The sequence below is a fragment of the Oligoflexus sp. genome (assembly GCF_035712445.1).
Lineage (GTDB): Bacteria > Bdellovibrionota_B > Oligoflexia > Oligoflexales > Oligoflexaceae > Oligoflexus.
Genome location: NZ_DASTAT010000022.1, coordinates 40,441 through 63,957, shown reverse-complemented (window position 1 = coordinate 63,957; position 23,517 = coordinate 40,441). Strand labels below are relative to the sequence as shown.

The 23,517-nt window shown below is 55.3% G+C and carries 19 protein-coding genes; 3 read left to right on the top strand and 16 right to left on the bottom strand.

Features of this window, described 5'->3' with window-relative positions; translation table 11 throughout:
• Positions 1-105: 105 nt before the first annotated feature.
• Positions 106-672, bottom strand: coding sequence for an HdeD family acid-resistance protein (locus tag VFO10_RS04170; protein WP_325137417.1), 567 nt, complete (start codon positions 670-672; stop codon positions 106-108).
• A 449-nt stretch (positions 673-1,121) separates the two neighbouring features.
• On the opposite strand from VFO10_RS04170, the gene VFO10_RS04165 reads away from it, so the two are divergent.
• Positions 1,122-2,153 carry an acyltransferase family protein gene (locus VFO10_RS04165; RefSeq protein ID WP_325137416.1) on the top strand — a complete coding sequence of 344 codons (1,032 nt, stop codon included), beginning with the start codon at positions 1,122-1,124 and terminating at the stop codon, positions 2,151-2,153.
• Between the two features lies 1 nt (position 2,154).
• Here the strand turns inward: VFO10_RS04165 and VFO10_RS04160 are convergent, their stop codons facing one another.
• The 6 genes from VFO10_RS04160 to gap all read right to left on the bottom strand — a co-directional run bounded on the left by VFO10_RS04160 (position 2,155) and on the right by gap (position 8,355).
• Entirely contained in the window at positions 2,155-3,747 is a 1,593-nt protein-coding gene (locus VFO10_RS04160; RefSeq protein ID WP_325137415.1) for a glycoside hydrolase family 44 protein, read from the bottom strand.
• A 185-nt stretch (positions 3,748-3,932) separates the two neighbouring features.
• The gene (xseB, locus tag VFO10_RS04155) at positions 3,933-4,145 is read right to left on the bottom strand and encodes an exodeoxyribonuclease VII small subunit (RefSeq protein WP_141735340.1); all 213 of its coding nucleotides are present in this window, start codon (positions 4,143-4,145) and stop codon (positions 3,933-3,935) included.
• A complete protein-coding gene (gene xseA, locus VFO10_RS04150; RefSeq protein ID WP_325137414.1) occupies positions 4,142-6,037 on the bottom strand; it encodes an exodeoxyribonuclease VII large subunit in 1,896 nt (631 codons plus the stop codon). Before xseA ends, xseB begins: the two co-directional genes overlap by 4 nt.
• A 9-nt stretch (positions 6,038-6,046) precedes the next feature.
• Positions 6,047-6,739, bottom strand: coding sequence for an FAD-dependent oxidoreductase (locus tag VFO10_RS04145; RefSeq protein WP_325137413.1), 693 nt, complete (start codon positions 6,737-6,739; stop codon positions 6,047-6,049).
• A gap of 28 nt (positions 6,740-6,767) precedes the next feature.
• Entirely contained in the window at positions 6,768-7,178 is a 411-nt protein-coding gene (locus VFO10_RS04140; protein WP_325137412.1) for a pentapeptide repeat-containing protein, read from the bottom strand.
• Between the two features lie 181 nt (positions 7,179-7,359).
• Positions 7,360-8,355 (bottom strand): type I glyceraldehyde-3-phosphate dehydrogenase, encoded by a 996-nt coding sequence (gene gap / locus VFO10_RS04135; RefSeq protein ID WP_325137411.1) that lies wholly within the window; start codon positions 8,353-8,355, stop codon positions 7,360-7,362.
• Between the two features lie 177 nt (positions 8,356-8,532).
• Here gap and VFO10_RS04130 point away from each other — a divergent pair, with 177 nt between their 5' ends.
• On the top strand, positions 8,533-9,225 hold the full coding sequence (locus VFO10_RS04130) for a hypothetical protein (protein WP_325137410.1): 693 nt from the start codon (positions 8,533-8,535) through the stop codon (positions 9,223-9,225).
• A 4-nt stretch (positions 9,226-9,229) separates the two neighbouring features.
• Here VFO10_RS04130 and VFO10_RS04125 read toward each other — a convergent pair whose 3' ends face one another.
• The 9 genes from VFO10_RS04125 to VFO10_RS04085 all read right to left on the bottom strand — a co-directional run bounded on the left by VFO10_RS04125 (position 9,230) and on the right by VFO10_RS04085 (position 17,603).
• On the bottom strand, positions 9,230-9,844 hold the full coding sequence (locus tag VFO10_RS04125) for a DUF924 family protein (protein WP_325137409.1): 615 nt from the start codon (positions 9,842-9,844) through the stop codon (positions 9,230-9,232).
• Positions 9,845-9,847: 3 nt separating this feature from the next.
• Positions 9,848-10,996 carry a methylated-DNA--[protein]-cysteine S-methyltransferase gene (locus VFO10_RS04120; RefSeq protein ID WP_325137408.1) on the bottom strand — a complete coding sequence of 383 codons (1,149 nt, stop codon included), beginning with the start codon at positions 10,994-10,996 and terminating at the stop codon, positions 9,848-9,850.
• Between the two features lie 90 nt (positions 10,997-11,086).
• Positions 11,087-11,782, bottom strand: coding sequence for a hypothetical protein (locus tag VFO10_RS04115; RefSeq protein WP_325137407.1), 696 nt, complete (start codon positions 11,780-11,782; stop codon positions 11,087-11,089).
• Between the two features lie 11 nt (positions 11,783-11,793).
• Complete coding sequence (gene traF / locus VFO10_RS04110; RefSeq protein ID WP_325137406.1) at positions 11,794-12,885, bottom strand: conjugal transfer protein TraF; 1,092 nt, start codon at positions 12,883-12,885, stop codon at positions 11,794-11,796.
• A 712-nt stretch (positions 12,886-13,597) separates the two neighbouring features.
• Positions 13,598-15,973 carry a DEAD/DEAH box helicase gene (locus VFO10_RS04105; RefSeq protein ID WP_325137405.1) on the bottom strand — a complete coding sequence of 792 codons (2,376 nt, stop codon included), beginning with the start codon at positions 15,971-15,973 and terminating at the stop codon, positions 13,598-13,600.
• A 15-nt stretch (positions 15,974-15,988) separates the two neighbouring features.
• The gene (gene coaE / locus VFO10_RS04100; protein ID WP_325137404.1) at positions 15,989-16,603 is read right to left on the bottom strand and encodes a dephospho-CoA kinase; all 615 of its coding nucleotides are present in this window, start codon (positions 16,601-16,603) and stop codon (positions 15,989-15,991) included.
• Positions 16,604-16,681: 78 nt separating this feature from the next.
• Entirely contained in the window at positions 16,682-16,945 is a 264-nt protein-coding gene (locus VFO10_RS04095) for a DUF5985 family protein (RefSeq protein WP_325137403.1), read from the bottom strand.
• Between the two features lie 17 nt (positions 16,946-16,962).
• Entirely contained in the window at positions 16,963-17,223 is a 261-nt protein-coding gene (locus VFO10_RS04090; protein ID WP_325137402.1) for a DUF5985 family protein, read from the bottom strand.
• A gap of 2 nt (positions 17,224-17,225) precedes the next feature.
• On the bottom strand, positions 17,226-17,603 hold the full coding sequence (locus VFO10_RS04085) for a hypothetical protein (protein ID WP_325137401.1): 378 nt from the start codon (positions 17,601-17,603) through the stop codon (positions 17,226-17,228).
• A 406-nt stretch (positions 17,604-18,009) separates the two neighbouring features.
• On the opposite strand from VFO10_RS04085, the gene VFO10_RS04080 reads away from it, so the two are divergent.
• A complete protein-coding gene (locus VFO10_RS04080; RefSeq protein WP_325137400.1) occupies positions 18,010-23,517 on the top strand; it encodes a HAMP domain-containing protein in 5,508 nt (1,835 codons plus the stop codon).

Sequence of the window (23,517 nt, the reverse complement as noted above, 5' to 3'; positions counted from 1 at the left end):
GCAGGTGAAAGCGAGGATGTCCGAAATCGGGACGAAAGTCCATTGCTTTTCACCGGTTCGAACCTGCTGGAAGGCCAGACTTCAAGGGGCTTTAACTGCACAGGATTAAACGGGTTTCGGCGTACCCATTCCGCCGAGTCTGTGCTGCTCGCGACGGATGTTGATGCTGGTGTTGATCATCAAAAGACCGAAAATTACAGCATATGCGCCCAGCATCCAGCTCAAGGCGAGCAGTCCCAATCCCGGGAAGGCTAGAAGGGCGATGCCATAGGCAATCGAAGCCACTCCCGCAAGGCCCAGGGCCCATTCGCGTTCGATCACTTTACGGAGACGAATGGCGGTGACGATTTCAAAGATGCCGCTGACCAGAGCCCATCCGGCGACGAAGTAAAGGAAAGTCAAAAGCGCAATTCCAGGCCACACCAAAAGTGCGAGGCCCACCACGATGCCGACCAAGGATTCCAGCAGCGAGGTCCACCAGAAAGGTGAACCGCGCTGAGAAAACAGGGAAAAAAAGGCAAAAATCCCATCGACGAAAATGAAGGCGGCCGCGAGCATGACAAGAGACGCAAGGGTGGCGAAGGGTGAAATGAGCGCCACAAGTCCGAAGAGCAGGGACACGATTCCACGCCAGAGCCACATCCCCCAGCTTTGTCTGATCTGTGTTTCCATAAAAGGCTCCTCTTTCGAAAGGGTTTTATTCTGGGTTCACCATAGTGGATCGAGTCCCGCCGAACTATACGCAATCACTCGTATTCCGTGAACGTGGGTCCCGAAACCGGACAGGTTTTGCGGTCCTGGAAAGGCAAGTCCTCAAAATTACGGAAGAAGGGGGCTTGGCATAAAGTCTGTAATACAACGCTCAGGTCTGGCCGAGGATAAAGCCAGGAACCCGAGTAGACTGAGGTTTGGAGGAGAAAAAACCATGAGCCGCTTGTTAAAATTGATTCGCCATATTTCCCATCACAGGCACGAATTTTTCTACAGTCGTGAAAACCAAATTTTCCGGCAAAATTTTGATTCAATCCGCGCTCGCGCAGCTTTGCATTCGTACTGATTCGCTTTGACAGCAAGGCCTGACTCCGGTTACAACCGCTACGCCATTAGTGATGAGGCGTTGCATGCAATTGGAAAATGGTCGCGCAAATTCAGTTCAGCCCGCTGCTGCCACGCGGGAATCGTGGATTGATGTCGCCAAAGGCTGGGGCATCCTTCTCGTGGTCCTGGGCCATGCGCTGCGAGGGCTGCAGAATGTTCAGCTGCTGCCAACGGAAGGTTGGTCGCACGCTCTGGACGCCTGGATCTACTCCTTTCACATGCCGCTCTTTTTTCTTCTGTCCGGCTTCTTCATGGAAAAGGCTGTGCAAAGACCTTTGGATCGCGCACTGAAAGATCGCGCCAAAACCCTGCTCTGGCCCTACCTTGTCTGGTCGGTGCTGCAGACTCTTGTCCAGATCCGCATGTCGCGCTATACGTCCTCGTCTTATGACTGGACGCATATGATCGGCATACTCTGGAAACCTGTGATGCAATTTTGGTTTCTTTACGTGCTGCTGCTGCTCAGCCTTCTGTGGCTCGGTCTGCGCCGCGCCGGTGTTCCAGCCTTGGCTTTGCTCGCGATCGCTTTGATCCTGCATCTGACGCAGGAAGGCAGCGGTCTTTGGGCCATGTGGGATCTGGTTCGTATTCATGGGGTTTGGTTTGCGGCGGGCGCTGTGCTCGGTGTTACGCCTGCGCTTGTGGAAAAGCTGCGGTCGGCTTCCACCGCATCGCGTCTTGCCGTTTTAGGTCTGGGTTTTGCGGTGACGAGCTGGGGAGCAATAGCCGAAGCGGATGCGCTTTTGCGTTCGAATATTCTTTGGGCCTTCCCTGGTGTCGCGGCCAGTCTTGCTCTGGCCATGACCCTGCCTCAGTCCTGGGGTTTGACCCGAGGCCTTGCCTGGATTGGGCGCTTATCCCTTGAGATTTATCTTGTTCATACGCTGGCGTCGGCCACGATGCGGGCGATTTTATTGCACGGTCTGAAGATTCAGGATGTGACGCTTCACCTTGTCCTGGCTTCGGTGGCCGGCGTGGCGATTCCCGTCATCATGGTTTTGATCAGCCGTCGCTTTCAGCTTCGGCATATCTTTCGCTTTGGTGCAGTCGCCTGACTTATTTTTTGCGCCATTCAAAAAGAGTCACGGCATAGGGTTCGACCTGTGCAGTGGCTTTCGCAGCGCCGAGCTTACCGCGTGAGTTGATGACGAATGAACGCTCGATTTTCCAATCCTTCAGACCCTTCCAATCCAGATTCGCTTCCTGCTTCGTCTTATTGAAGACGTAGACCAGAAGTTTATCCTTGGTGCGAATCGCATAGGCGGGAATATCGGTGGCGCGACTCGACTGCGTCGGCAGGGAAAGCCCGCCCCGTGCCGACGCACCTTTTCCATCGTAATTCAAATAAAGCGCGAAGGCGCCTTCGAGTTTGGAGCCTTTGGGAATATGCCCCCAGAAGGTGGCGAGATCCACACCATCACGACCGAAGATGGCCAGGGCCTCGGCATTCGCGAGAGTCGAGGAAAGCCCTTCAGAAGCCGCTCCAAACCGATATTCGGTGATGGCGAGTTTGGTGTCCGGGCATTCGTCCTTGATCCATTGCTTCATGCGTGGAATGAGTTCGATCGCATCCTCGATCCAGCTGCCATCCTTATAGCCTTTTTCATGCAGACTGCGGGTGGCTTCGAAACGGAGTTTCTGCCCTTCGCTCGATTCATCCTCCAGCGATTTTTCGGTCATGGGGTAGTAATGAATGTCGAGATAATCGACCAGGCGCACGCCGGTTTTCTTTTGATGCTCGCACACTTTTTTCAGATACCAGGCGAGCAGCGGCTTGCCACCATGCGCCGCGCGATCGGGACCGGACTTGCATTGATCCCTGGCGGATGACATATAACTGCACCAGCCCCATTCCGCAGGGCCCAGGATCTTCGCCTGCGGATCCGCCTTGCGCACCGCTGTTCCATAAGCCACGGTTCGATCCCAAAGTTCGTCGTAACCGACTTCGGGCGTTTTGAGTTTGGGATCGCCATACCGCAGATCCTGATGCGTGTCATGCCAGAGCATCGGTTCATTATCGAGCGCATAGAAGCGAACGCCGGGTCCCTTCGGAGTATACTTCCTGCTCAGAGCACGATTGTGCTCCACCCATTCCCCCATGAATTCAGGCGGAGCGGCCACCGAGGTATCGATGGGTGAGCCTTTTTTCAAAGGGGAGCCATCGGGAAGTTTGCCATTCCCGGCATCTCCACGGCTTTGATCCTGTTCGGTCGCCTGCTGCTTCCCATATTTTTTTACGGAATAGGCCCAGCTTTTTTCCCTGTTTTTCGCCACCCAGCCGATCATGGGAATGGTGATCAGAGTGTCCTGGCCCAGACTGCTTTGCTTCAGGATAATGGCATCGGTATAGGAAAAATTTCCGGAATGGGAACCGACCCGTGACTGATAGGGAAAGACGATATTCAGAAAGTACCAGTCTTTCCCTGCATTCCAGGCGTTCTGCTGCCAGTTGTAGCGTGAGGTGGCATTGCCGCCGAAGCGAACGATGGGATAGGTGAGGTCCGTATCGTGGCGACCGAAGGATAAATCATTGCGGCCATAGATCAGATCGCTGATGGGTTTCCCAGCTGCCTTGTCCTCGATTTGAATCGAGACGGGCGAGGTCGCCGCGGCAACCGCAAGCATGGTGGCAAGACTCATGGAAGCCATAAGATTCCCTCTAAGGTTTACGATCCAAATAGCGAGCGATAAAGTTGCCTACCTTAAGCTGGGAAAATCCGTGAAAGCCACGCGTCTGCACCCCTCACGGTCGGACAACTGAGAAGGCCAAACCATGCGACCAGGAGTAGGAATAAGCCTGGCTTCTCATCCATAAGGGTCCCTGCTGTCACGAATCAGCTGCCGGCCTCCGATTCGTCGTAGCGCTGATGCAGCTGATCAATACGGGTTTTGGTTTCTTCCAGCCGCAGCTTCATGCTGCGGATCAGCTCGTAGCCCCGCTCCACTTTCTGAACCATAAGATCCAGATCAAGGTCGGGCGCTGCGATATCACGGACAAGCCCTTCGACTTCTTCGAGCATCTTTTGATACGTTTGCGATTCCTTCATGGGTTGGACTCCTTCTTTATATCAGACTTGTTCGGATCGAGTCGAGTCAGACTCTCCAGTTTCAATTCAAGCAGGGCATCCAGGAGGCGTGCCTTCAGTTTCATTCCGGGTTCCAGCTGATCCGCGCGATCCAGCCGGTGGCCATCGGCGAAGAGCTGTGTCCAGCCCTGGGCCATCCAGGGTTGGGGATCACTCTGTATGATCATTTTTTCCAGCTGCAGAAGTTTTTCCCGCTGCCTTTGATGCACCTCGCGGGCCGCAAGGCCGAGGGCGCGCTTTTGATCCTCGATTTCATAGCGCTTCGGCAGCAGTTGGGTGTTCGCCCTTTGATGCAGGTCCTGGCTCAGGCGACGCAGACGGGTCGTCTGCTCACGGGCCACGAATTGCCAGCGTTGCCAGAGACTCTGCGCAAGGTTATCGGTTTGGGCGGTCCACTGGACGAGGCGTCTTTCGCTCTGATGCAGGTCTTCGCTCAGGCGTCGCAGGCGGCTCGACTGTTCGCGCAGAACGAACTGCCAGCGCTGGAAAAAGCTTTGCGCGAGGTTTTGCGTCTGGGTCATCCATTGCATCAGACGGCGTTCGCTGCGCATCTGCAATTCACTTCGAACGCTCTGCAGATGGGACTCATGCTGATGGGTCACCTGTTTGGCGCCCAGGTGCAGGCGGGCCTTCAAATTCGCCAGAATCTGGGTCTGAAGCCGCACGCGCTCATCCAAAGTGCGCGCAAGGATCAGACTCTGCTGGTCGATGCGCTCGCGGGTTTTCTGCAGCAGGTGCACGCAGAAGTCAGCAGCGGCCGTCGGTGTTTTTTCGCGGCGGGCGCTGATTTCCTCGGCGACGCAAACATCTTCATGGTGACCGATGGCCGCCACGATCGGAACGCGGGCTTCGGCCACGGCATAGGCGATTTCCGCGCTATCAAACCAGCGAAGATCGGCCGCGCTGCCGCCGCCCCGGGTGATGACGATCATATCGCAGCCCTTGCTTTCCAGGGCCTTGATTCCCGATACAACATCGCGCAGAGTATTTTCACCCTGCATCTGCGCGGGATAAAACAGGACCTGACCGGGAAAGCCATAGACCAAAAGCTGATCGAGGAAGTCGCTCTTCGCGCGCGAATCATCGGCACTGATGAGGCCAATGCGCAGGGGAAAAGCCGGCAGGGGCAGCTGCTTATTTTTCTGATCAAGCCCTTTGCTGCGAAGCTCCCTTAACAGTTTTTCCCGCGCGAGGGCGAGGCTGCCTTTGGTGAATGAAGGGTCAATCCCTTGCACCTGAAGGCTGATCTGACCCCGGTCTTTGAAGAGGGAGATATCGACCAGCATCCTGACGCGCAGGCCATCGACCATCAGCTCTTTCAAAGCATCACGGCCCAGTTTGCGTTCCATGTCCTGCCACTGGCTTCGCCAGATCGTGGCATTGACGGTCATCGTTGCGGATCGCGACGCGCCCTCTTTGAAATCAGCCAGCTGAAAATAGGAGCCGGTTGCGGTCTGCCGGAAATTTTGAATTTCACCGATCACCCAGAGGCTGCGCGGAAAACTATGCGCGATGGCGAGCTGAATCTTTTGCATCAGCTCGGCTATGGTCACGCCATCACCCTGAAGGGAAACGGAAGGCTCAAAACCTGCATCCGCCACCAAGGGTTCATTGGTGGCCATGGCCGCCGGAGCGCGGGGCGGAGCGGCCGGACGCGGGGATTTCTGCGCGCCACCACCGATGCCCTTGCAGAGTTCGTCGACTTTTTTCAGGATGTCGTCGCTTAAAGGCAGAAGCCAGCTCTTGTCCTGGGCCTGGTATTGACCGCCGAGGTTTCGAAGCAGCTCCCGATAGGGATAGGTCTTGCCGCTCACCAGAATGCTCTGGGACTGCGTAATGTAATAGACGCTCATGGACGAGTCCTAATAACGATCCTGATGAATGGCTTCCGGCGCCACGCCGCGCATGAGGAGCAGGCCACGCGCAGCTTCCATAAAGGCCGGAGGCCCGCATAAAAGATAATCGGCCTTCGCGAAGATGAAGCGATCGAGATGATCCAAAGGACGACCGGGAAGAGCCCGTCCCTGGGAGATCTGGTCCGCATAGATTTGCAGCTGGAATGCAGGATGCTGCCGCGCGAGGTCCTGAAGATCTTCGTAAAAGGGAATTTCGGTATCGGTCTGACAGCCGTAAAGCAGCGCGGTATGCGCCACACCCTTGTGCTGAAGTCGATCTTCAATAATCGCTTTCAGGGGTGTGATGCCGGATCCACCGGCGATGCCCACGATCGGCTGCTGTTTCGAAGGAATAGGGAAGCGACCGGCCGGCGCTGTGCAGCGCAGAGTTGAGCCAGGCGCCCAAGCTTCGACGATCTGCCTTGTTCTTTGATCATCCAGGATCAGGCACAGTTCGAAGCTGCCATCGCCGCGAGGGGCCGATGCGATGGAATAATAACGCTCGAAGGTGCCCTCTTGATCTTCAAAGATGACTTTGGTGAACTGACCGGGACTATGGATGAATTCGGGTGAAACCAGGGCTTCGATTATCGCATAGCGATGACCAATCATTTCAATCCGGCCAATGGAGGCGCGGAATTCCCGAGCAGTCTCTTTCACCTGATGATTCCTTCATAATGAGAAGGCATCAAACCCGTTTCACACCAACTTTGCAGCCAGTTTGCACTGAGGCCATGATGTCCTCGCGCGAGATCAGCTCTGTAGGAAGAGTGGCTCGACGAATGTTTGCTCTATAGAGAATAGCGCCACGCAGCTTGGAATAATCGAGGTCCGCATCTTCAAGATTGGCCCCCGTGAAGTCCGCACCTTCCAGGTTCGCACTCCACAGCGAAGTTCCGCGCAGGTCGGCATCACGAAAGGATGCATCCTTCAGGTTGGCATAAGAGAGGTTGGCCTTCTGAAGATTACAGCCGGAAAAATCCACCTTCACAAGATTGGCTTTTCGCATGTCATAGCCAACCAGTTCCTTGGTCTCGGCCAGGATTTCGAGAACCTCTTTCCGAGTCAGTGTAACCAGATTTTCCGAATTCTTGCTCATGTCCACCTCAGGCAGCTTCGCTAACAGTGCGGGCGACGACGTAATTTATTAGATAGTCTACTTTATATGCGCCGATTGCTTTTGCAAAGACGAATTCAGCCAGGGGGCATCCTATACGGAGCCATCCTGGCTGTTTTGCACGGTATGAAGCCCCTGGCTCCTCACCGTCTTCGATCTTGACTTACTTGCTCATCAGAGCGGCGACGTCCAGCATACGATTGCTGAAGCCAGTCTCATTGTCATACCAGGCCAAGACTTTAATCATGCGGCCGTTCATAACCATGGTGCTATCCGCATCGATCGAGCTCGAGTAGGCCGAACCGTTGAAGTCGGATGATACCAGAAGTTCTTCGGTGTAGTTCAAAATTCCTTTGAGGGGACCTTGAGCTGCCTCACGAAGGACGCGGTTCACTTCCTCTTTGGTCGTGGACTTGCTGACCATGACGTTCAGGTCCACAACCGAGACGTTGGCGGTGGGAACGCGGATCGAAATACCGTCGAGTTTGCCTTTCAATTCAGGCAGAACGAGGCCGATCGCAGTCGCCGCACCCGTCGAGGTGGGGATCATATTCAGGGCTGCTGCGCGAGCGCGACGCAGATCAGAGTGCGGAAGGTCCAGCAGCTGCTGATCGTTGGTGTAACTATGTACCGTGGTCATTTGACCGAACTCGATGCCGAAGGCTTCGTTCAGAACTTTGGCCACGGGAGCCAGGCAGTTCGTGGTACAGCTGCCGTTCGAAACGACAGTCATTTCAGGCTTAAGTTTTTCATGGTTCACGCCGTAAACCACGGTCAGGTCTTCGCCTTTGGCAGGCGCGGAAATCAGAACTTTTTTCGCGCCGGCTTTCAGGTGCAATTCAGCGTCTTTACGATCGCGGAAGCGGCCTGTCGATTCAAAAACGAGCTCTGCTTTCTTATCGCCCCAGGGAATTTCCCGAGGGTCTTTCACTGCGGAAACGGTGATTTTCTTGCCGTTTACGACGATACCATCAGCCACTGCTTCCACGGTGGCGTCCAGCGTTCCGTGCACCGAATCATATTTGAAAAGATGCGCAAGCGTCTTCGTATCCGTCAGGTCATTGATATGGACGATTTCAAAGTCTTTGCGTTTGAGCGCTGCACGCGCGACCACGCGACCAATACGACCGAAACCGTTGATGCCGATTCTTACCGTCATGATCCCAACTCCTAACTGGTCAGTTTCTATCTATCAAACAGCAGGGCCTTTTATACTCCCGGTTCCTGGAAAAAGCTATAGCCGCGGCCTGGGGCCGAAGGTCGACCTTCAAAACTGTTCTTTGGAATAAAACTGAGTAAAATAGACTTAGATAAATCCAATGGGCGAGGGCTCCGCATGCACTTCGATTATTCCCGTCTTTCCCAGGGTCTTCTGGCTTTGAGCCTTATTTTGGGGGCCGAAGGAAGCTATGGTCAGGCGCGCAAAACCATGCCGACCGCCATGTTGCCGATCGAGCCCGCTTCCCCTGATCCGGAAATTCTGGATGATCAAAAAGGGCCCGTGATCCCTATGGAAAAACGCGAATCCACCCCGGCCCGGACCCGCACGCCCATGGCCGCGGGTGACCCCGAGGCCTCGGTCCGCGGCGGCCTTCTGATGTCGCGCGATGGCTTCGGCGCCCAGCTGCGGTTTTTGGAATATGCCTCGCCCTGGTTGGCCGTGGTGCAGTCGCTGCGCTATCAAGCCCAGGACAATGAGAACGCGCTCTTTGCCACGCAGTATGGGTTGATGCTGGGACTCGAAGCGCATCCCTGGCGGCAGGCCCGCCTGTCTCCTGTCTTGAGTCTGGAGGCCGGCGGGGATCGCTACCGTCGGGATTGGAATCAGGAGGACCTGGATCTTTTTGGATTTGCAGCCGCGGCCGGTTTGGAATTGCGCCTGGCGCGCGCGGCATCCTTTCTATTCCAATGGACCGAACTCTACTATCCCGGGCTCAAAGAGGAACTCTTCGTCGATCAGAAACCCGGGACGCGCTACGCGGGGAGTTTTCAGGTGTTCTTCAACCTGAAATGGGAAGGGACTCTTTAAGGCATCAAAAGCTTGAGCCCGGCTCCTTCAAGAACGCCAGCTCCTCGGGTGTGGACTCACGACCGAGAATCTTATTCCGATGCGGAAAGCGACCGAAGCGGTCGATGATATCGCGATGGGCCTTGGCGTAGCGCTGGGCCTTGTCTATCATTTCCTTATGAACATCCGGAACGGCTTCCAGAAGCCTTGTGAAGGCATTGAGCCCCATCTCCTGCACATCGCGAAATTCCGCATGCATGGTCGGCATCAAACAGAAATAAGCATAAAGCGGCTGCATTTTAAGGTAGCGATCCTCCTGGAACACGAGGAAGGATGTCGCCATACCCTTTTTATCGTAGGCGAAAGCGCGGGCGGTATCGCGGAACATATTCCGCGGAAACTGATCCAGGAGTATCGTCAACGCCACGAGGCCTTCATCCGTTTTCGGCCAGCGATCGAAGGCGCCCATGAACGCAGGGTCCACGTATTCCAGATAATGCTTGCGAATCAGAGCATCGAATGCCGGGTCCTTGCCGAACCATTGTTTGACTTTATCAGGCTGGGCCCGACCTGCGGCATCGAGTTCACCAAACCAAAGTTCGTGGATGGATTGAATCAGAGGTTCTGCAAACGTGGGCATGGTTCACTCACTTGCCAGTTTTTCCAGATCCACGGCCCGCCAGAGATACCAGGAGGCCAGGGAGCGGAAGGGTTTCCAACGTTCGCCATGACGTATCAGTGTTTCCGCGGAGGGCAGATCCCGTTTGCGGAAGGTCAGAGCGAAGCCTTTCCGCACACCATAGTCAGTGACCGGCAAAATATCAAGTCGACCCAGGTCAAAGATCAGCAGCATTTCTGCGGTCCAGGGTCCGATGCCGCGCACCTGGGTTAGGGCTTCGATGACGGCCTCGTCGCTCATCTGAGCCAGTTCCGCCATTTCCGGCAGGGCTCCCCTTTGAATGTGATCGGCCAGATCCAGGAGCGAAAGCATTTTGGATCGGGAAAGACCGGCCGCGCGCAGGCTCTCTTCAGGCGTTCGCAGAACTTCCGCGGGTGTGGGGAAGGCCCCTTCCGGGTAAAGACCGCGAAAGCGGGCAAAGATGGTGGCCGCGGCCTTGCCATGAAGCTGCTGGTACACGATGGCTTCCGCGAGGGCTGCAAAAACCGAGGTTCCGTGCTTGGGCTGCAGACGGCAGGGGCCCACGCGTTCCATCAGTTGACCCAGGACAGGATCCCTGGTTTTCAGATAATCAACGGCCTGAGCAGGATCGAGGGACGCGCTGCTTTCAATCGCTAAAAGCTGCTGTTTGGTGACTAGGCCGCCGAATGCAGAAAAACCCCCGGCTTTCCCACCGGCGGCCAGCACGCGATGACAGGGAATGATCAGGGGCAAGGGATTACGTCCCATGGCCTGGCCTACGGCACGCGCGGCTCCTGGTGAACCGACACGTTCGGCGAGCGCACCATAACTTGTGGTCTGACCGGGCGGAATCGTGCGCGTCACAGCATAAACCTTCTGAAAAAAAGGTGGCATGTGACTGACATCAATCGGAATCGAAGCGAGGTCGGCGTTCCCATGCTGCAAGAGTCTTTGGATGCTGACGGCGGCCTTTTGCACCCAGGGGGGCGCGGCCGCGAGCTCGACCTCGGTGCAGGGATTCATCTGATCGGTCAGGCGTTTCTCTAAATCGGCCCGGGTTTTTTCCGGCAGCTGCAGACGCTCAAGGGCACTTTCATTCCAGAGTAATCCGCAAGCCCCGATGGTGGTGGTGAAATAACAGTAATGGCGCATGGACCGCTCCCTTCCAGGCAGATGCAGCTCCTATGTGGCCGCGGTCCAGGTCACTTTTCAAGTTTAATTTGGCGAGGAATCACGATCCGGTCAGGATCCTGTACCCAGGAAACTGCGCAGTTTATCCGCCTGGGTTTCCCCGGGCTGCGCATCAATCTGTGCCCGGATCTGGCTGACGTTGCTCGTCGCATCACCCGTGCCACCCGAGGACTGGTAGATGGTGGCCGCGTTTTCTGCATTCAAAAGACTGTTCAGGATATTGATGGCCGCCGCTTCATCGAGGTTTTGCAATTCCTCGACGGTGAACGTCCCGCTGCCATCGGCATCGAAGTACTTGGCCTGCAAAGCCGTGAAGGCGGTATTGAACATCGAGATCTTAAAGGTGTCCCCATCTTCCAGCTGATCGCTCGGAATGCTGGACAGAAGTTCCGTGGCTTCCCCGAGCAGGGTAATCACATCATCCGTGGCCGAGGGAAGTATCGAGAAAAGCGCGGTCAAAGGATTGCCGGACGATTCCCCGCCTTTGGCCATTTCCAGGGCGATATCGGTGGTATCCACACCCGCTTTCTGCGCCTTGGCGCTGGCGAGCAGCGAGACGTAGAGCCAGTTTTCCGGTTCCTTCTGCAGGGCTTTTTCGAGGATGGTGATGGCCTCGTCGGACTTGCGTTGATCCAAAGCCGCCGTGGCCTCGTCCGCGGGATCAGGATCGGCGATGGGCGCGAAGATATTGCTGCCACAGGCCGCGAGGCTCAGCGTCAGAAACAATGTTGGGAGGATATGTTTCATCGTCACCCTCCTTAAAACCCGGCCTTAAGCCGGAAAAAAAGCCTTTGATCCGGTCTTATGCCGGCGGTGCTCCCCACCTCTTCCGTATAGGCGCCGACATCAAAACGCACGACATAAAGATTCAGGAACAGACCGACTGTGGGATAACCCTGATTCAGACCGCCCATGAAACCGAACACACGGGCGAATTGCAGTTCACTGCCTATATGCAGACGCTTAAAGACATCCTTTTCCACCGCTCCTCCGACATCGCGGAAGTCGGCCTGAAGAACGAGGGAACTCATTTTGGTGGTCAGGTCATACGCGGTCCCGAAGGTCACAATCTGCGGCAGGCGCTTGCTGCTGACGCCTGATTCTCCGGCGGAGAGTTTGGTGCTGCCGACGTTCTCGACATGAAGACCAAAGCGCCAAGGGATCCTGTCCATATCATACATGACACCCAGGTCGAGCCCGATGCCGTTTCGGGAAACTTCCACATCATTCGCGCTCAGCTGCTCCGAAATATTGCTGGAATCCAGCGCGCTGACATCCAGCGTCGCCTCATTGCGCATGATGTATTTCGCAGTCGCACCGATCAAAAGCTTTTGATTGAAAAAGCCTTCCGCGGCACTGAAGACGGCGACGCGATTGGCCACAGTATCCGCATGCAGGGTTTCCAGTCCCCGTTCCTCAGGAGATTTGGCCAGCATTACGTTCGTATCCGACGACACCAGGATACCGACTGCAGCGCGACGGAAGACGACACCTGTGAAGTTACTGAAACCGAGATGGAGGTTCCGTCCCAGATAGCCGCGCAGAGTGTCGGGATCATTATCCTCCTGCACCAGAACCTGGCGAACGAGATCCTTGGTTTTGGTAGAGATCTGAAAACTTGGTGAGACGAGGACTGTTTCTTTGTAGAGACCTTTCCCTTGAGCCAGACCCGCGGGGTTATAGAAGATGGCTTCCTGATAGTCCGCGGTCGCAACACCTGTATCGCCACGCCCTAAGTAATAGGGGCTGCGATAGACGCGATGGAATTCCAGATTCTCGGCAAGCAGAGGTGCACTACCGCCCGTTAAAGCCAGTACACACACAGCCCGGAAAAGCCTTGATGGAATCATGCCTAAAACCTTCCATTCCTACGCCAACGTACTAGGAGGCGATCGGCGGCCCGGCGCAAAACTTGATGGATTTTCCAGGAAGGAGAGCAAGTTATTGGAAAGAGGAAATTATGGGGGGCCCGTGAAGGGCCCCTCAAAGCTCATAGCACCTAAGGTGATTGGTCTTTTTGTGATGAAAAGGGGGATATGTCTGTACGTGCGGCATTTTTAAAAAACGCCGAAAAAAACGAGAAAGGACTCTAAAATGCAGTGCCTGAGCTTTTCGAGCATTCTTATGGGTCTACAAAACACCGATTTGGCTTCGGTTTTTGAGGGCAGAGAATCCCTTGTTTTTCTGCGGGTTTAGCCGCCAAAAGACACGGATTGTAGTGCCGGAAGACCGACGCTGGTTCTAACGCTAACGGGTTGGGTTGTCAACCTATAAACCAGTGTTTTGTGAGTCTCAAAAAATTTTTGCGTACATATTTCAAGCCGTCTGGCGCAGTGGGTCGGTCGTAATATTTCAACACTATTAAGAAATCGGGAAGCTGACCGTTTGGAATTTTCCACCAAAAATTCTGAAAGCGTACGCCCGGGAAATGCGTTGTCAGCTGGCTTCGCGGCCGAAAACTTTCTTAGAAATCTCTCATTTAGATTAAGGCCTCGTGCGGTTGAACTACGCACAAAAGGCCTTTCGTTGTAAGAAAGCAACAGGATGAAAGCAGGGGCGCAATCAGACGCCATCAGTAATGGCGGGTATCTCGGCTTCCTCATCATCCTCTTCAACGAGCCTATGTGACGAGGGCATCAGAGGTTCACGCAGAAGCTGATCACGGAGGGACGCGGCGGCCGAGCCAAGTGTGGGCACGCGCGCCTGGGATAGCGACTGAAGATAGGTCGCAGCGCGATAGATCAAAGCCATAAGGTCGCCTTGGCCGAAACGTTCATCCGTAGTCTTGCGCACCAGCTCGGTCCAGCTCATGCCGCGCGCCCAGTCGCTGATCACCGATCCGGCCAGTGGATTATATTCACGGAAGACGAAGGTGTCCCGACGCTGTCCCGGTGCATCATAGAGTTCCTCGAAGAGTTCGAGCGGATAAAGTTCCTCCAGGCGTTCCTCGACTTTTTCTGAGGCGAAAGGAAAGTCATAGTCACGGCCGATATCCGGTTCCTTGAAACGCGTGAGGCAGAGGGCTGCCATCAATTCAAGACCGGCCAGCAGATTGCTGACGGTGATATCGCCCTGGTCGATAAGCTGCGCCATGAGCAGGCCGCCCGACTGCGGGAAGTAACGGGCTATGGCCCCGTAACGCGTGAGCTGCTCGTTATGATCGATGCAGCCGATGCGATGCAAATGGATGTGAAGATGCGCGAGGCTGCTCGCCATATTCTTTTGGATATGCGCATGGCAGCGTTCGCGAAGTGGACAGCCGAGGCACAGAGCCTCGGGTTTCTCGTCCAGGAAATCAGCGAAGGCCGAGGCCGGAGAAACCCCACAGGGCAAGGACTCTGCACCCAGAATCTTTTTCAAGGGCTGATCCCGGATCAAAGCAAAGCGAACCGATTTATCACCGAAGCGCAGAAAACTTTTTTCATAAAAATTTTCCACATCGCGAAGTTTGAAGCCTCGACCCAATAGTCCAAGAAAAGTGGTCGGATCATTTTTCAAACGCGATTCACAGCGATCACGACGCGTGCCGCCGAATTTTTGCCAGGCTGCCACGGAAGGCCAGAGGCTGAAACCCACCACGTCCTTCCCGCGACGTCCGGCGCGGCCGAGCATCTGCAGAACTTCGGACGAGGCGTACTGCGTGAAGCCGGTTTCCCCGGGGCGCGTGTAATCGCTGATCAGCGTCGCGCGCACGGAAAAGTTAATGCCGATGCTGAGCCCCATGGTGGCCACGCAGAAGCGGAGATGACCGTTTTTGACAAGGTTTTCGATAGCCCGGCGCGCATACGGCGCCATCCCGGAATGATGATAGCCGACGCCATAGACGAGCAGAAGGCGCCGCAGATTCACCTGGATGAACTTCATCGGATCTTCGACTTCCGCATCCTTCTCGATCAAATCGCGAATGAGCTGGGATTCCTCGCGCGAAATGGGTTCGAGCTGCTTGCAGAGTTCATTGGCCATGTTCTCGCACGATGCACGACGTCCCGCATAAATGATGCAAGGCGTCAGGCCAAGTCCGGGAATGGATTTCAAACGGCGGGCGATCTCGCTTTGTTCCAGGGGAAACCGCGCCGGCACCGTCGATTTCTTGGGAAGCATGTCCGCGACTTCCGAGACCAGCAGCCACTGCTCGCGAAAATAAATCAGATCGACCAGAGGAACCGGCCGCTCCTTGGTCTGAATCAGGCGGCACCGGCGACCGCTGATGGCGGTGATCCAGGCACAGAACTGCTCCGCATTATCCACGCTGGCTGAAAGCAAAAGCAGCTGACAGGTCGGAGGCGTCAGGATAATGGCCTCTTCCCACGCACTGCCGCGGCTGCCGTCCTGCATGAAATGATATTCGTCGAAGACCACGAGCGTGCGGCCGAGGTCCGGCTCCACGCCCAGGAGGGAATTGCGATAGGACTCAAGGGTGGCCACGACGATCGGGGCTCCCAGGTTTTCCTTGATATCGCCGGTCGCGATGCCGACGTTTTCCTTGCCGAAGGTCTCGCTGAATTCACGCAGTTTATCGTTCGAAAGGCTTTTTACCGGTGTGGTGTAGGCGGCCCGAAAGCGCGGCTGGTCGAGGTTGATCTCAAAAAAAGCTTCAACCACGCGCGTTTTCCCGGCCGTGGTGGGCGCATCGACGATCACGTGCTCGCCGTTCAGGAGCGCATCGAAAGCCTCCCTTTGCCAGGGATCGAGCTGATCGATCAAAGGAACGTGACTCATGTCCTTGCGCGGTTTACGGGCGTTGGCCTCCGCCTCGCGCAACCATTTCTGCAGCGCGCTGTCCGTATACTGCTTCGCTTTTTTGATCTCGTCCCGGTCCTGCGGCGAGATGCGATCCTCGATGGGGTCAGCCTGGGGACGCGGTTTCGAAGGATTCCGCAGAACGATGGGTGGACTCTCATGGCGACGTTTGGGGCCGTTTGTGCGCTTTTTCTTCAAGTTCAACCCGCTGATTTAAAGGTCCAATAGAGCCTCTCGCACCCGCTGCTCGAGTTCGGAAAAACTGCAATCGGTATTGATCACCTTATCCGCCCGCTTGGCTTTTTCGATCGCTGGCATTTGCGCGGCGAGGATGGCTTCGGCCAGATCCCTGGTGCAGCGGTCGCGATCCATGACGCGGGTGATCTGAAGTTCCATGGGGCAAAAGGCAACCCAAACCGCTTTGAAGTCCGCCGCGCGGTCCCTTTCATAGATCAGGCTGGCTTCATAGAACCAGGTGCGGGGATTGTCAAAAAAACCCTTGGTTTCCAGGATTTTTTGCGTCTCGTCCTGCAGGCGGGGATGAATGATGGATTCGAGCTGCTCACGGCGCACGGGGTCCTGAAAGATCAGCTCGCGCATGACCTTCCTATTCATGCTGCCGTCGCTATTGATGACTGTCGGTCCGAATGTTTTGGCGACCGTGGCGAGACCTTCCGTGCCTGGTTCCACGACCGCTCTGGAGAGGGCGTCGGCATCCAGAACGATATAGCCTTGCTGACGTATGATGGAGGCGATGGTCGACTTACCACAGGCAATGCCCCCGGTCAGGGCTATGCCCCATTGCTTCAGTGCCTCTTGTATATTCATGCCCTGTGCCTCGGTGCTAGGTGGATGAGGCTCATCGTAGTGGATGAAGGGAAGTCTGTCGAGTTCTATGCGGAGGAGTCAGTCGCGGGCGCCGCGACGGTTTTTGTCGATAATGGCCGCCAGGATCAGTGAGAGCGAGACCAGACGCATGAGGATCACGAGGCCGACGTTTTCATTGGATATCTCAAGAATGGAAATCATCACCCGTTCCACGCCGAGCAGAAGAAAGGCCAGCGAGAAACAAATGAACAGGCGATCGTGGGTTCTCACATAGAATTTCAAAAAGAACAGTGAGACTACGAAGGCCAAGGCTGAAAACATTCCAGATAAGAATAAACGCATCGTCCCCTCATCTGCGTTCAGATGGATTCCCAGGTCAGACCATAGATTAATATCGCAACACTGATGATGGATACCATAACACGCAGCGTAGACAAGTCCATAAGTTCTGCGGGCGTATTCACGTCTATGGTTGCCAGCACATTATTCAAGGCGAGCCCCACGAAGCAGAGCCCACTCCAAAGGAGCAGGCGCGTTCCATTGCGCTTGAAGGACCGCAGCAAGAGATACGCGCAGGCAATGCAGGTCAAGGTCGACAAAGCATACACTATGGATGCCATGGTCACTCCTTAAATCGAAAAGCATCCGAAAAGCCGGTCAGGGCATCGGGTGGTTTGGAGAAAATCAGATTGATCACGGACACGCGATGCGTGTTGTAAAGAGACGCCAATTGATCCAGGGTCTCGACATACTGGCTCGGGGGATCATAGACATAAGTCCGTTTGCCCTCATGCTCACGCAGAGTCACCAGGTTTTTACGCATAAGATCCGCCAATCGCTTTTCGACAGACGAAGATGTCGTGCGCAATTCCTGGGTAATTGTATCCGCATCACTTTCCTGCCTATTGCGTAAAAGCAAAAGGATCTCAAGCTGCTCCACGGAGTTGATGCAGGCATAAATGAATTTTTCGATATTCTGGTCGAGCCTTGCGCTTGTCATCCAATCTCCCAGGGTGACCCATGCGATGAAGGTTCCAGAGCAAGCTGTGCTCTAAGGCTGGCAGGGTTATGCTCATTAATCAACCTTCAAAATGCTGATTACACTGTAGTATTTTGGAGACAGCCTTTTTGAAGATGAAGGTCTAAAAGTACATGAAGGAAATTGCCTTCGGTCTCTTTGGCTTTTTGCGAATTTTCCCTCAAGGGTGTAGGCATGCAGGGAAGCAGATTCGCACTGACGACCTCGTCAGATTTAGCTTGAGGTTCTTCCTGATGAGCGTCTAAGTTGGATCTGATCGTTTTTTACCGCCAAGCTGGATCACTGGATTGTTTCGCAGTCACGACCCATATTGTCCAAAGTCTCGTATAATTTCTTAAATATGACGCCTTATTTAGAGGTTTTCGGAATGAAGCCCACGGCTGAAAAAGAAGTCAAAGCTCATCGCAGTTTTAAACAAGCGGGAACTTTTCAAGGCAATTCCCACGACCCTCGTTCCTCGAAACCTAATCGCGCCAAGCCTTCGCGGGGCTCCGAATGGGAGCAGGTGGCGCTGGCCGAGAAAGACGAAATCGAGCAATTGGTCGAAGTCCTGAAAGCGGTGAAATCCGGGGATTTCTCGGTGCGCTTTGACTATGAAAAAGGCGATATCCTGGGCCGCGTGGGCGAGCTTCTCAACGATATCATCGGGCTTAACGAACACCTTTCGAACGAACTGGTCCGGGTTGGCAAGATCGTCGGTCAGGAAGGGCGCATGACGGAACGTGCGTCGGTCGGCCCGGCCAAGGGTTCGTGGGCCACCAGCGTCAATTCGGTGAACCAGCTGATCGGTGACCTTGTCGCACCGACGAATGAAGTTGCGCGCGTGATCACGGCGGTGGCAAAGGGCGACCTTTCGCAAAAAATGATACTGGAAATCGAAGGCCGTCCGGTACGTGGTGAATTTCTCCGCATTGGCACCACGGTAAACTCGATGGTGGACCAGCTGAACTCCTTCGCTGCCGAAGTAACCCGGGTCGCGAAAGAGGTCGGTAACGAAGGGAAGCTGGGTGGTCAGGCGGATGTGAAAGGCGTGTCGGGAACCTGGCGGGACCTGACGGATAATGTGAATGGCCTTGCCGGTAACCTGACGGCGCAGGTGCGTAACATCGCAAAGGTGACGACGGCCGTTGCCAAAGGCGATCTTACCCAGAAAATCACGGTCGATGCGCGCGGGGAAATCCTGGAGCTGAAGAACACGATCAACGTGATGGTGGACCAGCTGTCGTCGTTCGCGGCTGAAGTCACGCGCGTGGCCAAGGAAGTCGGTACTGAAGGGAAACTCGGTGGCCAGGCGGAAGTGAAGGGCGTATCGGGGACCTGGAAGGACCTGACCGATAACGTCAACGGTCTGGCAGCGAACCTCACCGCTCAGGTGCGTAACATCGCAAAAGTAACCACCGCGGTGGCGAACGGTGACCTTTCCCAGAAAATCACTGTGGATGCGCGCGGTGAGATTTATGAACTGAAGAATACCATCAACACGATGGTGGATACGCTGCGCTCCTTCGCTGCCGAGGTAACTCGTGTGGCCAAGGAAGTGGGAACCGAAGGGAAGCTGGCCGGACAGGCCGATGTGAAAGGCGTGTCGGGAACCTGGAAGGACCTGACCGATAACGTGAACGGCCTTGCAGGCAACCTTACCGCTCAGGTGCGTAACATCGCAAAAGTAACCACTGCGGTGGCGAACGGTGACCTTTCGCAGAAGATTACGGTCGATGCGAAGGGCGAGATCCTTGAGCTGAAAAATACCATCAATACGATGGTGGATACGCTGCGCTCCTTCGCTGCCGAGGTAACCCGTGTGGCGAAAGAGGTCGGTACCGAAGGCAAACTCGGTGGCCAGGCGGATGTGAAAGGCGTGTCGGGAACCTGGAAGGATCTGACCGATAACGTGAACGGCCTCGCAGGAAATCTGACCGCGCAGGTGCGTAACATCGCAAAGGTGACGACGGCCGTTGCGAAGGGTGACCTGTCGCAGAAAATTACGGTCGATGCGAAGGGCGAGATCCTGGAGCTGAAGAACACGATCAACGTGATGGTGGATCAGCTGAACTCCTTCGCAGCCGAGGTAACCCGTGTGGCGAAAGAGGTGGGTACCGAAGGGAAGCTGGGTGGCCAGGCCGACGTTAAAGGCGTCGCCGGTACCTGGAAGGACCTGACCGATAATGTGAACGGTCTGGCAGGAAATCTGACCGCGCAGGTGCGTAACATCGCGAAGGTGACGACGGCCGTTGCGAAGGGTGACCTTTCGCAGAAAATCACGGTCGATGCGAAGGGCGAGATCCTGGAGCTGAAGAACACGATCAACGTGATGGTGGATCAGCTGAACTCCTTCGCAGCCGAAGTAACCCGTGTGGCGAAAGAGGTGGGTACCGAAGGAAAGCTGGGTGGCCAGGCCGACGTTAAAGGCGTCGCCGGCACCTGGAAGGACCTGACCGATAACGTGAACGGCCTTGCTGCAAACCTGACCGCTCAGGTGCGTAATATCGCAAACGTAACGACGGCCGTTGCGAAGGGTGACCTTTCGCAGAAAATTACGGTCGATGCGAAGGGCGAGATCTCCGAACTTAAAAATACCATCAACACGATGGTGGATACGCTCCGCTCCTTCGCAGCCGAGGTAACCCGTGTGGCGAAAGAGGTGGGCACCGAAGGAAAACTCGGTGGCCAGGCGGATGTGAAAGGCGTATCGGGAACCTGGAAAGACCTGACTGATAACGTAAACGGTCTGGCCGCTAACCTGACAACCCAGGTGCGTAACATTGCAAAAGTAACCACGGCTGTTGCAAAGGGTGACCTCTCGCAGAAGATTACAGTCGACGCGAAGGGCGAGATCCTGGAGCTGAAGAACACGATCAACGTGATGGTGGATCAGCTGAACTCCTTCGCAGCCGAGGTAACCCGTGTGGCGAAAGAGGTGGGTACCGAAGGGAAGCTCGGTGGCCAGGCGGAAGTGAAGGGTGTGTCGGGAACCTGGAAGGACCTGACCGATAACGTGAACGGTCTCGCAGGAAACCTCACCGCTCAGGTGCGTAACATCGCAAAAGTGACAACAGCCGTTGCGAAGGGCGATTTGTCCCAGAAAATTACGGTTGATGCGAAGGGCGAGATCCTGGAGCTGAAGAACACGATCAACGTGATGGTGGATCAGCTGAACTCCTTCGCAGCCGAAGTAACCCGTGTGGCGAAAGAGGTGGGCACGGAAGGAAAACTCGGTGGCCAGGCGGAAGTGAAGGGCGTTTCAGGCATCTGGAAGGACCTGACCGATAACGTAAACTTCATGGCTGGTAACCTCACCAAACAGGTGCGCGGTATCATCAAGGTCGTGACCGCGGTGGCCAACGGAAACCTGAACGAGAAATTCGTGCTCGAAGCCAAAGGCGAGGTGGCCGCCCTCGCGGAAACCATCAACAGCATGACCGATACGCTCCGCATCTTCGCCGATCAGGTGACCACGGTCGCCCGTGAGGTCGGGATCGAAGGGAAGCTGGGAGCCCAGGCCCGCGTGCCTGGTGTGGCCGGTACCTGGAAGGACTTGACCGATAACGTGAATATCATGGCCTCGAACCTCACCACCCAGGTGCGCGGTATCGTGAAGGTCGTGACGGCCGTTGCGAATGGTAATCTGAACGAGAAATTCGTCCTGGAAGCGAAAGGCGAGGTGGCCGCGCTCGCGGAAACCATCAACAGCATGACCGATACTCTCCGCACCTTCGCCGATCAGGTGACGACTGTGGCCCGCGAGGTCGGGATCGAAGGGAAGCTGGGTGGACAGGCGAAAGTCCCAGGAGCCTTCGGCACCTGGCGTGATTTGACCGATAACGTGAACCAGCTCGCCGGTAACCTGACCTCTCAGGTGCGTGCGATTGCCGAAGTCTCGACCGCGGTAACGAAGGGTGACCTGACCCGTTCGATCAACGTCGAAGCGATGGGCGAGGTGGCCGCGCTGAAAGACAACATCAACCAGATGATTGCGAACCTGAAGGACACGACCCAGAAGAACAACGAGCAGGACTGGCTGAAAACCAACCTCGCGAAGTTCTCGGGTATGATGCAGGGTCAGCGCAATATCATCTCGGTAGCCCAGCTGATCATGTCCGAGCTGACCCCGCTGGTCGGCGCGCAGCATGGCGGCTTTTTCATGATGGAAACCGCCGACGATCGGACCACTCCGGTTCTGAATCTGATCGCGAGCTATGGTTATTCAGTCAGAAAGAGCCTCTCGCATACCTATCGTTTGAAAGAGAGCCTGATCGGTCAGTGCGCCTTCGAGAAAAAGCGCATCCTGATGTCCGATGTTCCCGAGGGCTTCATTCATATCACCTCGGGCATGGGCGATGCGCCCGCTCGCAACGTGGTGGTGCTGCCCGTTCTTTTCGAAGGGGAAATCAAGGCCGTCATCGAACTCGCCTCGTTCAAGATCTTCAGCGAAAACCATCTGAGTTTCCTGGATCAGCTGATGGATTCCATCGGCGTGATTTTGAACATGATCTCGTCCTCGATGCGGACGGAAGAACTGCTGCAGGAGCTGAAACGGTCCAACGCCGAACTCGAAGCCCAGGCGAACGAGCTGAACGAAAAAGCCAAGCTCCTCGAAGTCAAAAACCGCGAGGTGGAACTGGCGTCGCGCAGCGTCGAAGAAAAAGCCGAGCAGCTGCAGCTTATTTCCAAGTACAAGTCGGAGTTCCTGGCGAACATGTCGCATGAACTCCGTACCCCTTTGAATAGCCTTTTGATCCTTTCGAAGATGCTGGCCGATAATAAGGACAGAAACCTGACGCCGGAGCAGGTGAAATTCGCCAGCACCGTCTACTCATCGGGTAACGATCTTCTGGCCCTGATCAATGAGATTCTGGATCTGTCCAAAATCGAAGCGGGCAAGATGCCGATCAACCCGAAAGAGTTCGATCTGCCGGAAGTTCAGGACTATGTGGAACGCACCTTCCGTCATATGGCGGAACAAAAAGGCCTGGATTTCCAGATCATCATGGACCAGAACCTGCCGCGGACGATGTTCACCGACGTCAACCGCCTGCAGCAGATTCTCAAAAATCTTCTGTCGAATGCTTTCAAGTTCACCGAACGTGGCCGTGTGGTCATGACGGTGAGTCCGGTCAGCAAAGAGCAGCGCATCGGTCACGGCATCATCCCCCAGTCGGGAACCGTGGTGGCCTTCGCCGTGCGGGATACGGGCATCGGCATTCCGATTGAAAAACAAAAACTCATCTTCGAAGCCTTCCAGCAGGCCGATGGAACGACGAGCCGGAAGTACGGCGGAACAGGCCTTGGTCTGACCATCAGTCGCGAGATCACGCGCCTCCTCGGGGGATGGCTGGAAGTCGTCAGTGCTCCGGATCAGGGCAGCACCTTTACCCTTTATTTACCGCAGAATTATAATGGCGTTGAACTGACACAGCCTGTGTCTGTGGAGTCCAGCACGGAAAACAACTCCCACATTCCGGCTTTACCGCAGGATGCCGACTTCAATGGCGCCAAGATTCTGGTTGTGGATGATGATAGCCGCAATATCTTTGCGATTGACTCGGTTCTTGAAGAACGCAAAATGCAAGTCATACATGCTGAAAATGGCAAGGTCGCTATTTCACATCTGCAGGCTCATCCAGACGTGGATCTGGTGCTCATGGATATGATGATGCCGGAAATGGATGGCATCGAGGCGACCCGGACCATAAGGCAGGACCCGCGTTTCAGCCGTTTGCCCATTATCTCTTTGACAGCCAAAGCCATGAAAGGCGATCGTGATAAGGCAATTCAGGCTGGTGCCTCGGATTATGTGACCAAGCCCGTTGATCCGGAAAAACTGCTCTCAGTCATGTATGCTTGGTTACAGATAAAAAAAGCTTCGGTGAACTAA

What these genes read in the sequence shown, in the direction of transcription:
- VFO10_RS04115 (WP_325137407.1), bottom strand. Translation starts at nt 11,782, where the DNA reads ATGAAACATATCCTCCCAACATTGTTTCTGACGCTGAGCCTCGCGGCC.
- VFO10_RS04120 (WP_325137408.1), bottom strand. Translation starts at nt 10,996, where the DNA reads ATGCGCCATTACTGTTATTTCACCACCACCATCGGGGCTTGCGGATTA.
- VFO10_RS04130 (WP_325137410.1), top strand. Translation starts at nt 8,533, where the DNA reads ATGCACTTCGATTATTCCCGTCTTTCCCAGGGTCTTCTGGCTTTGAGC.
- xseB (WP_141735340.1), bottom strand. Translation starts at nt 4,145, where the DNA reads ATGAAGGAATCGCAAACGTATCAAAAGATGCTCGAAGAAGTCGAAGGG.
- gap (WP_325137411.1), bottom strand. Translation starts at nt 8,355, where the DNA reads ATGACGGTAAGAATCGGCATCAACGGTTTCGGTCGTATTGGTCGCGTG.
- VFO10_RS04170 (WP_325137417.1), bottom strand. Translation starts at nt 672, where the DNA reads ATGGAAACACAGATCAGACAAAGCTGGGGGATGTGGCTCTGGCGTGGA.
- VFO10_RS04125 (WP_325137409.1), bottom strand. Translation starts at nt 9,844, where the DNA reads ATGCCCACGTTTGCAGAACCTCTGATTCAATCCATCCACGAACTTTGG.
- VFO10_RS04080 (WP_325137400.1), top strand. Translation starts at nt 18,010, where the DNA reads ATGAAGCCCACGGCTGAAAAAGAAGTCAAAGCTCATCGCAGTTTTAAA.
- VFO10_RS04140 (WP_325137412.1), bottom strand. Translation starts at nt 7,178, where the DNA reads ATGAGCAAGAATTCGGAAAATCTGGTTACACTGACTCGGAAAGAGGTT.
- xseA (WP_325137414.1), bottom strand. Translation starts at nt 6,037, where the DNA reads ATGAGCGTCTATTACATTACGCAGTCCCAGAGCATTCTGGTGAGCGGC.
- coaE (WP_325137404.1), bottom strand. Translation starts at nt 16,603, where the DNA reads ATGAATATACAAGAGGCACTGAAGCAATGGGGCATAGCCCTGACCGGG.
- VFO10_RS04095 (WP_325137403.1), bottom strand. Translation starts at nt 16,945, where the DNA reads ATGCGTTTATTCTTATCTGGAATGTTTTCAGCCTTGGCCTTCGTAGTC.
- VFO10_RS04165 (WP_325137416.1), top strand. Translation starts at nt 1,122, where the DNA reads ATGCAATTGGAAAATGGTCGCGCAAATTCAGTTCAGCCCGCTGCTGCC.
- VFO10_RS04160 (WP_325137415.1), bottom strand. Translation starts at nt 3,747, where the DNA reads ATGGCTTCCATGAGTCTTGCCACCATGCTTGCGGTTGCCGCGGCGACC.
- VFO10_RS04085 (WP_325137401.1), bottom strand. Translation starts at nt 17,603, where the DNA reads ATGACAAGCGCAAGGCTCGACCAGAATATCGAAAAATTCATTTATGCC.
- traF (WP_325137406.1), bottom strand. Translation starts at nt 12,885, where the DNA reads ATGATTCCATCAAGGCTTTTCCGGGCTGTGTGTGTACTGGCTTTAACG.
- VFO10_RS04090 (WP_325137402.1), bottom strand. Translation starts at nt 17,223, where the DNA reads ATGGCATCCATAGTGTATGCTTTGTCGACCTTGACCTGCATTGCCTGC.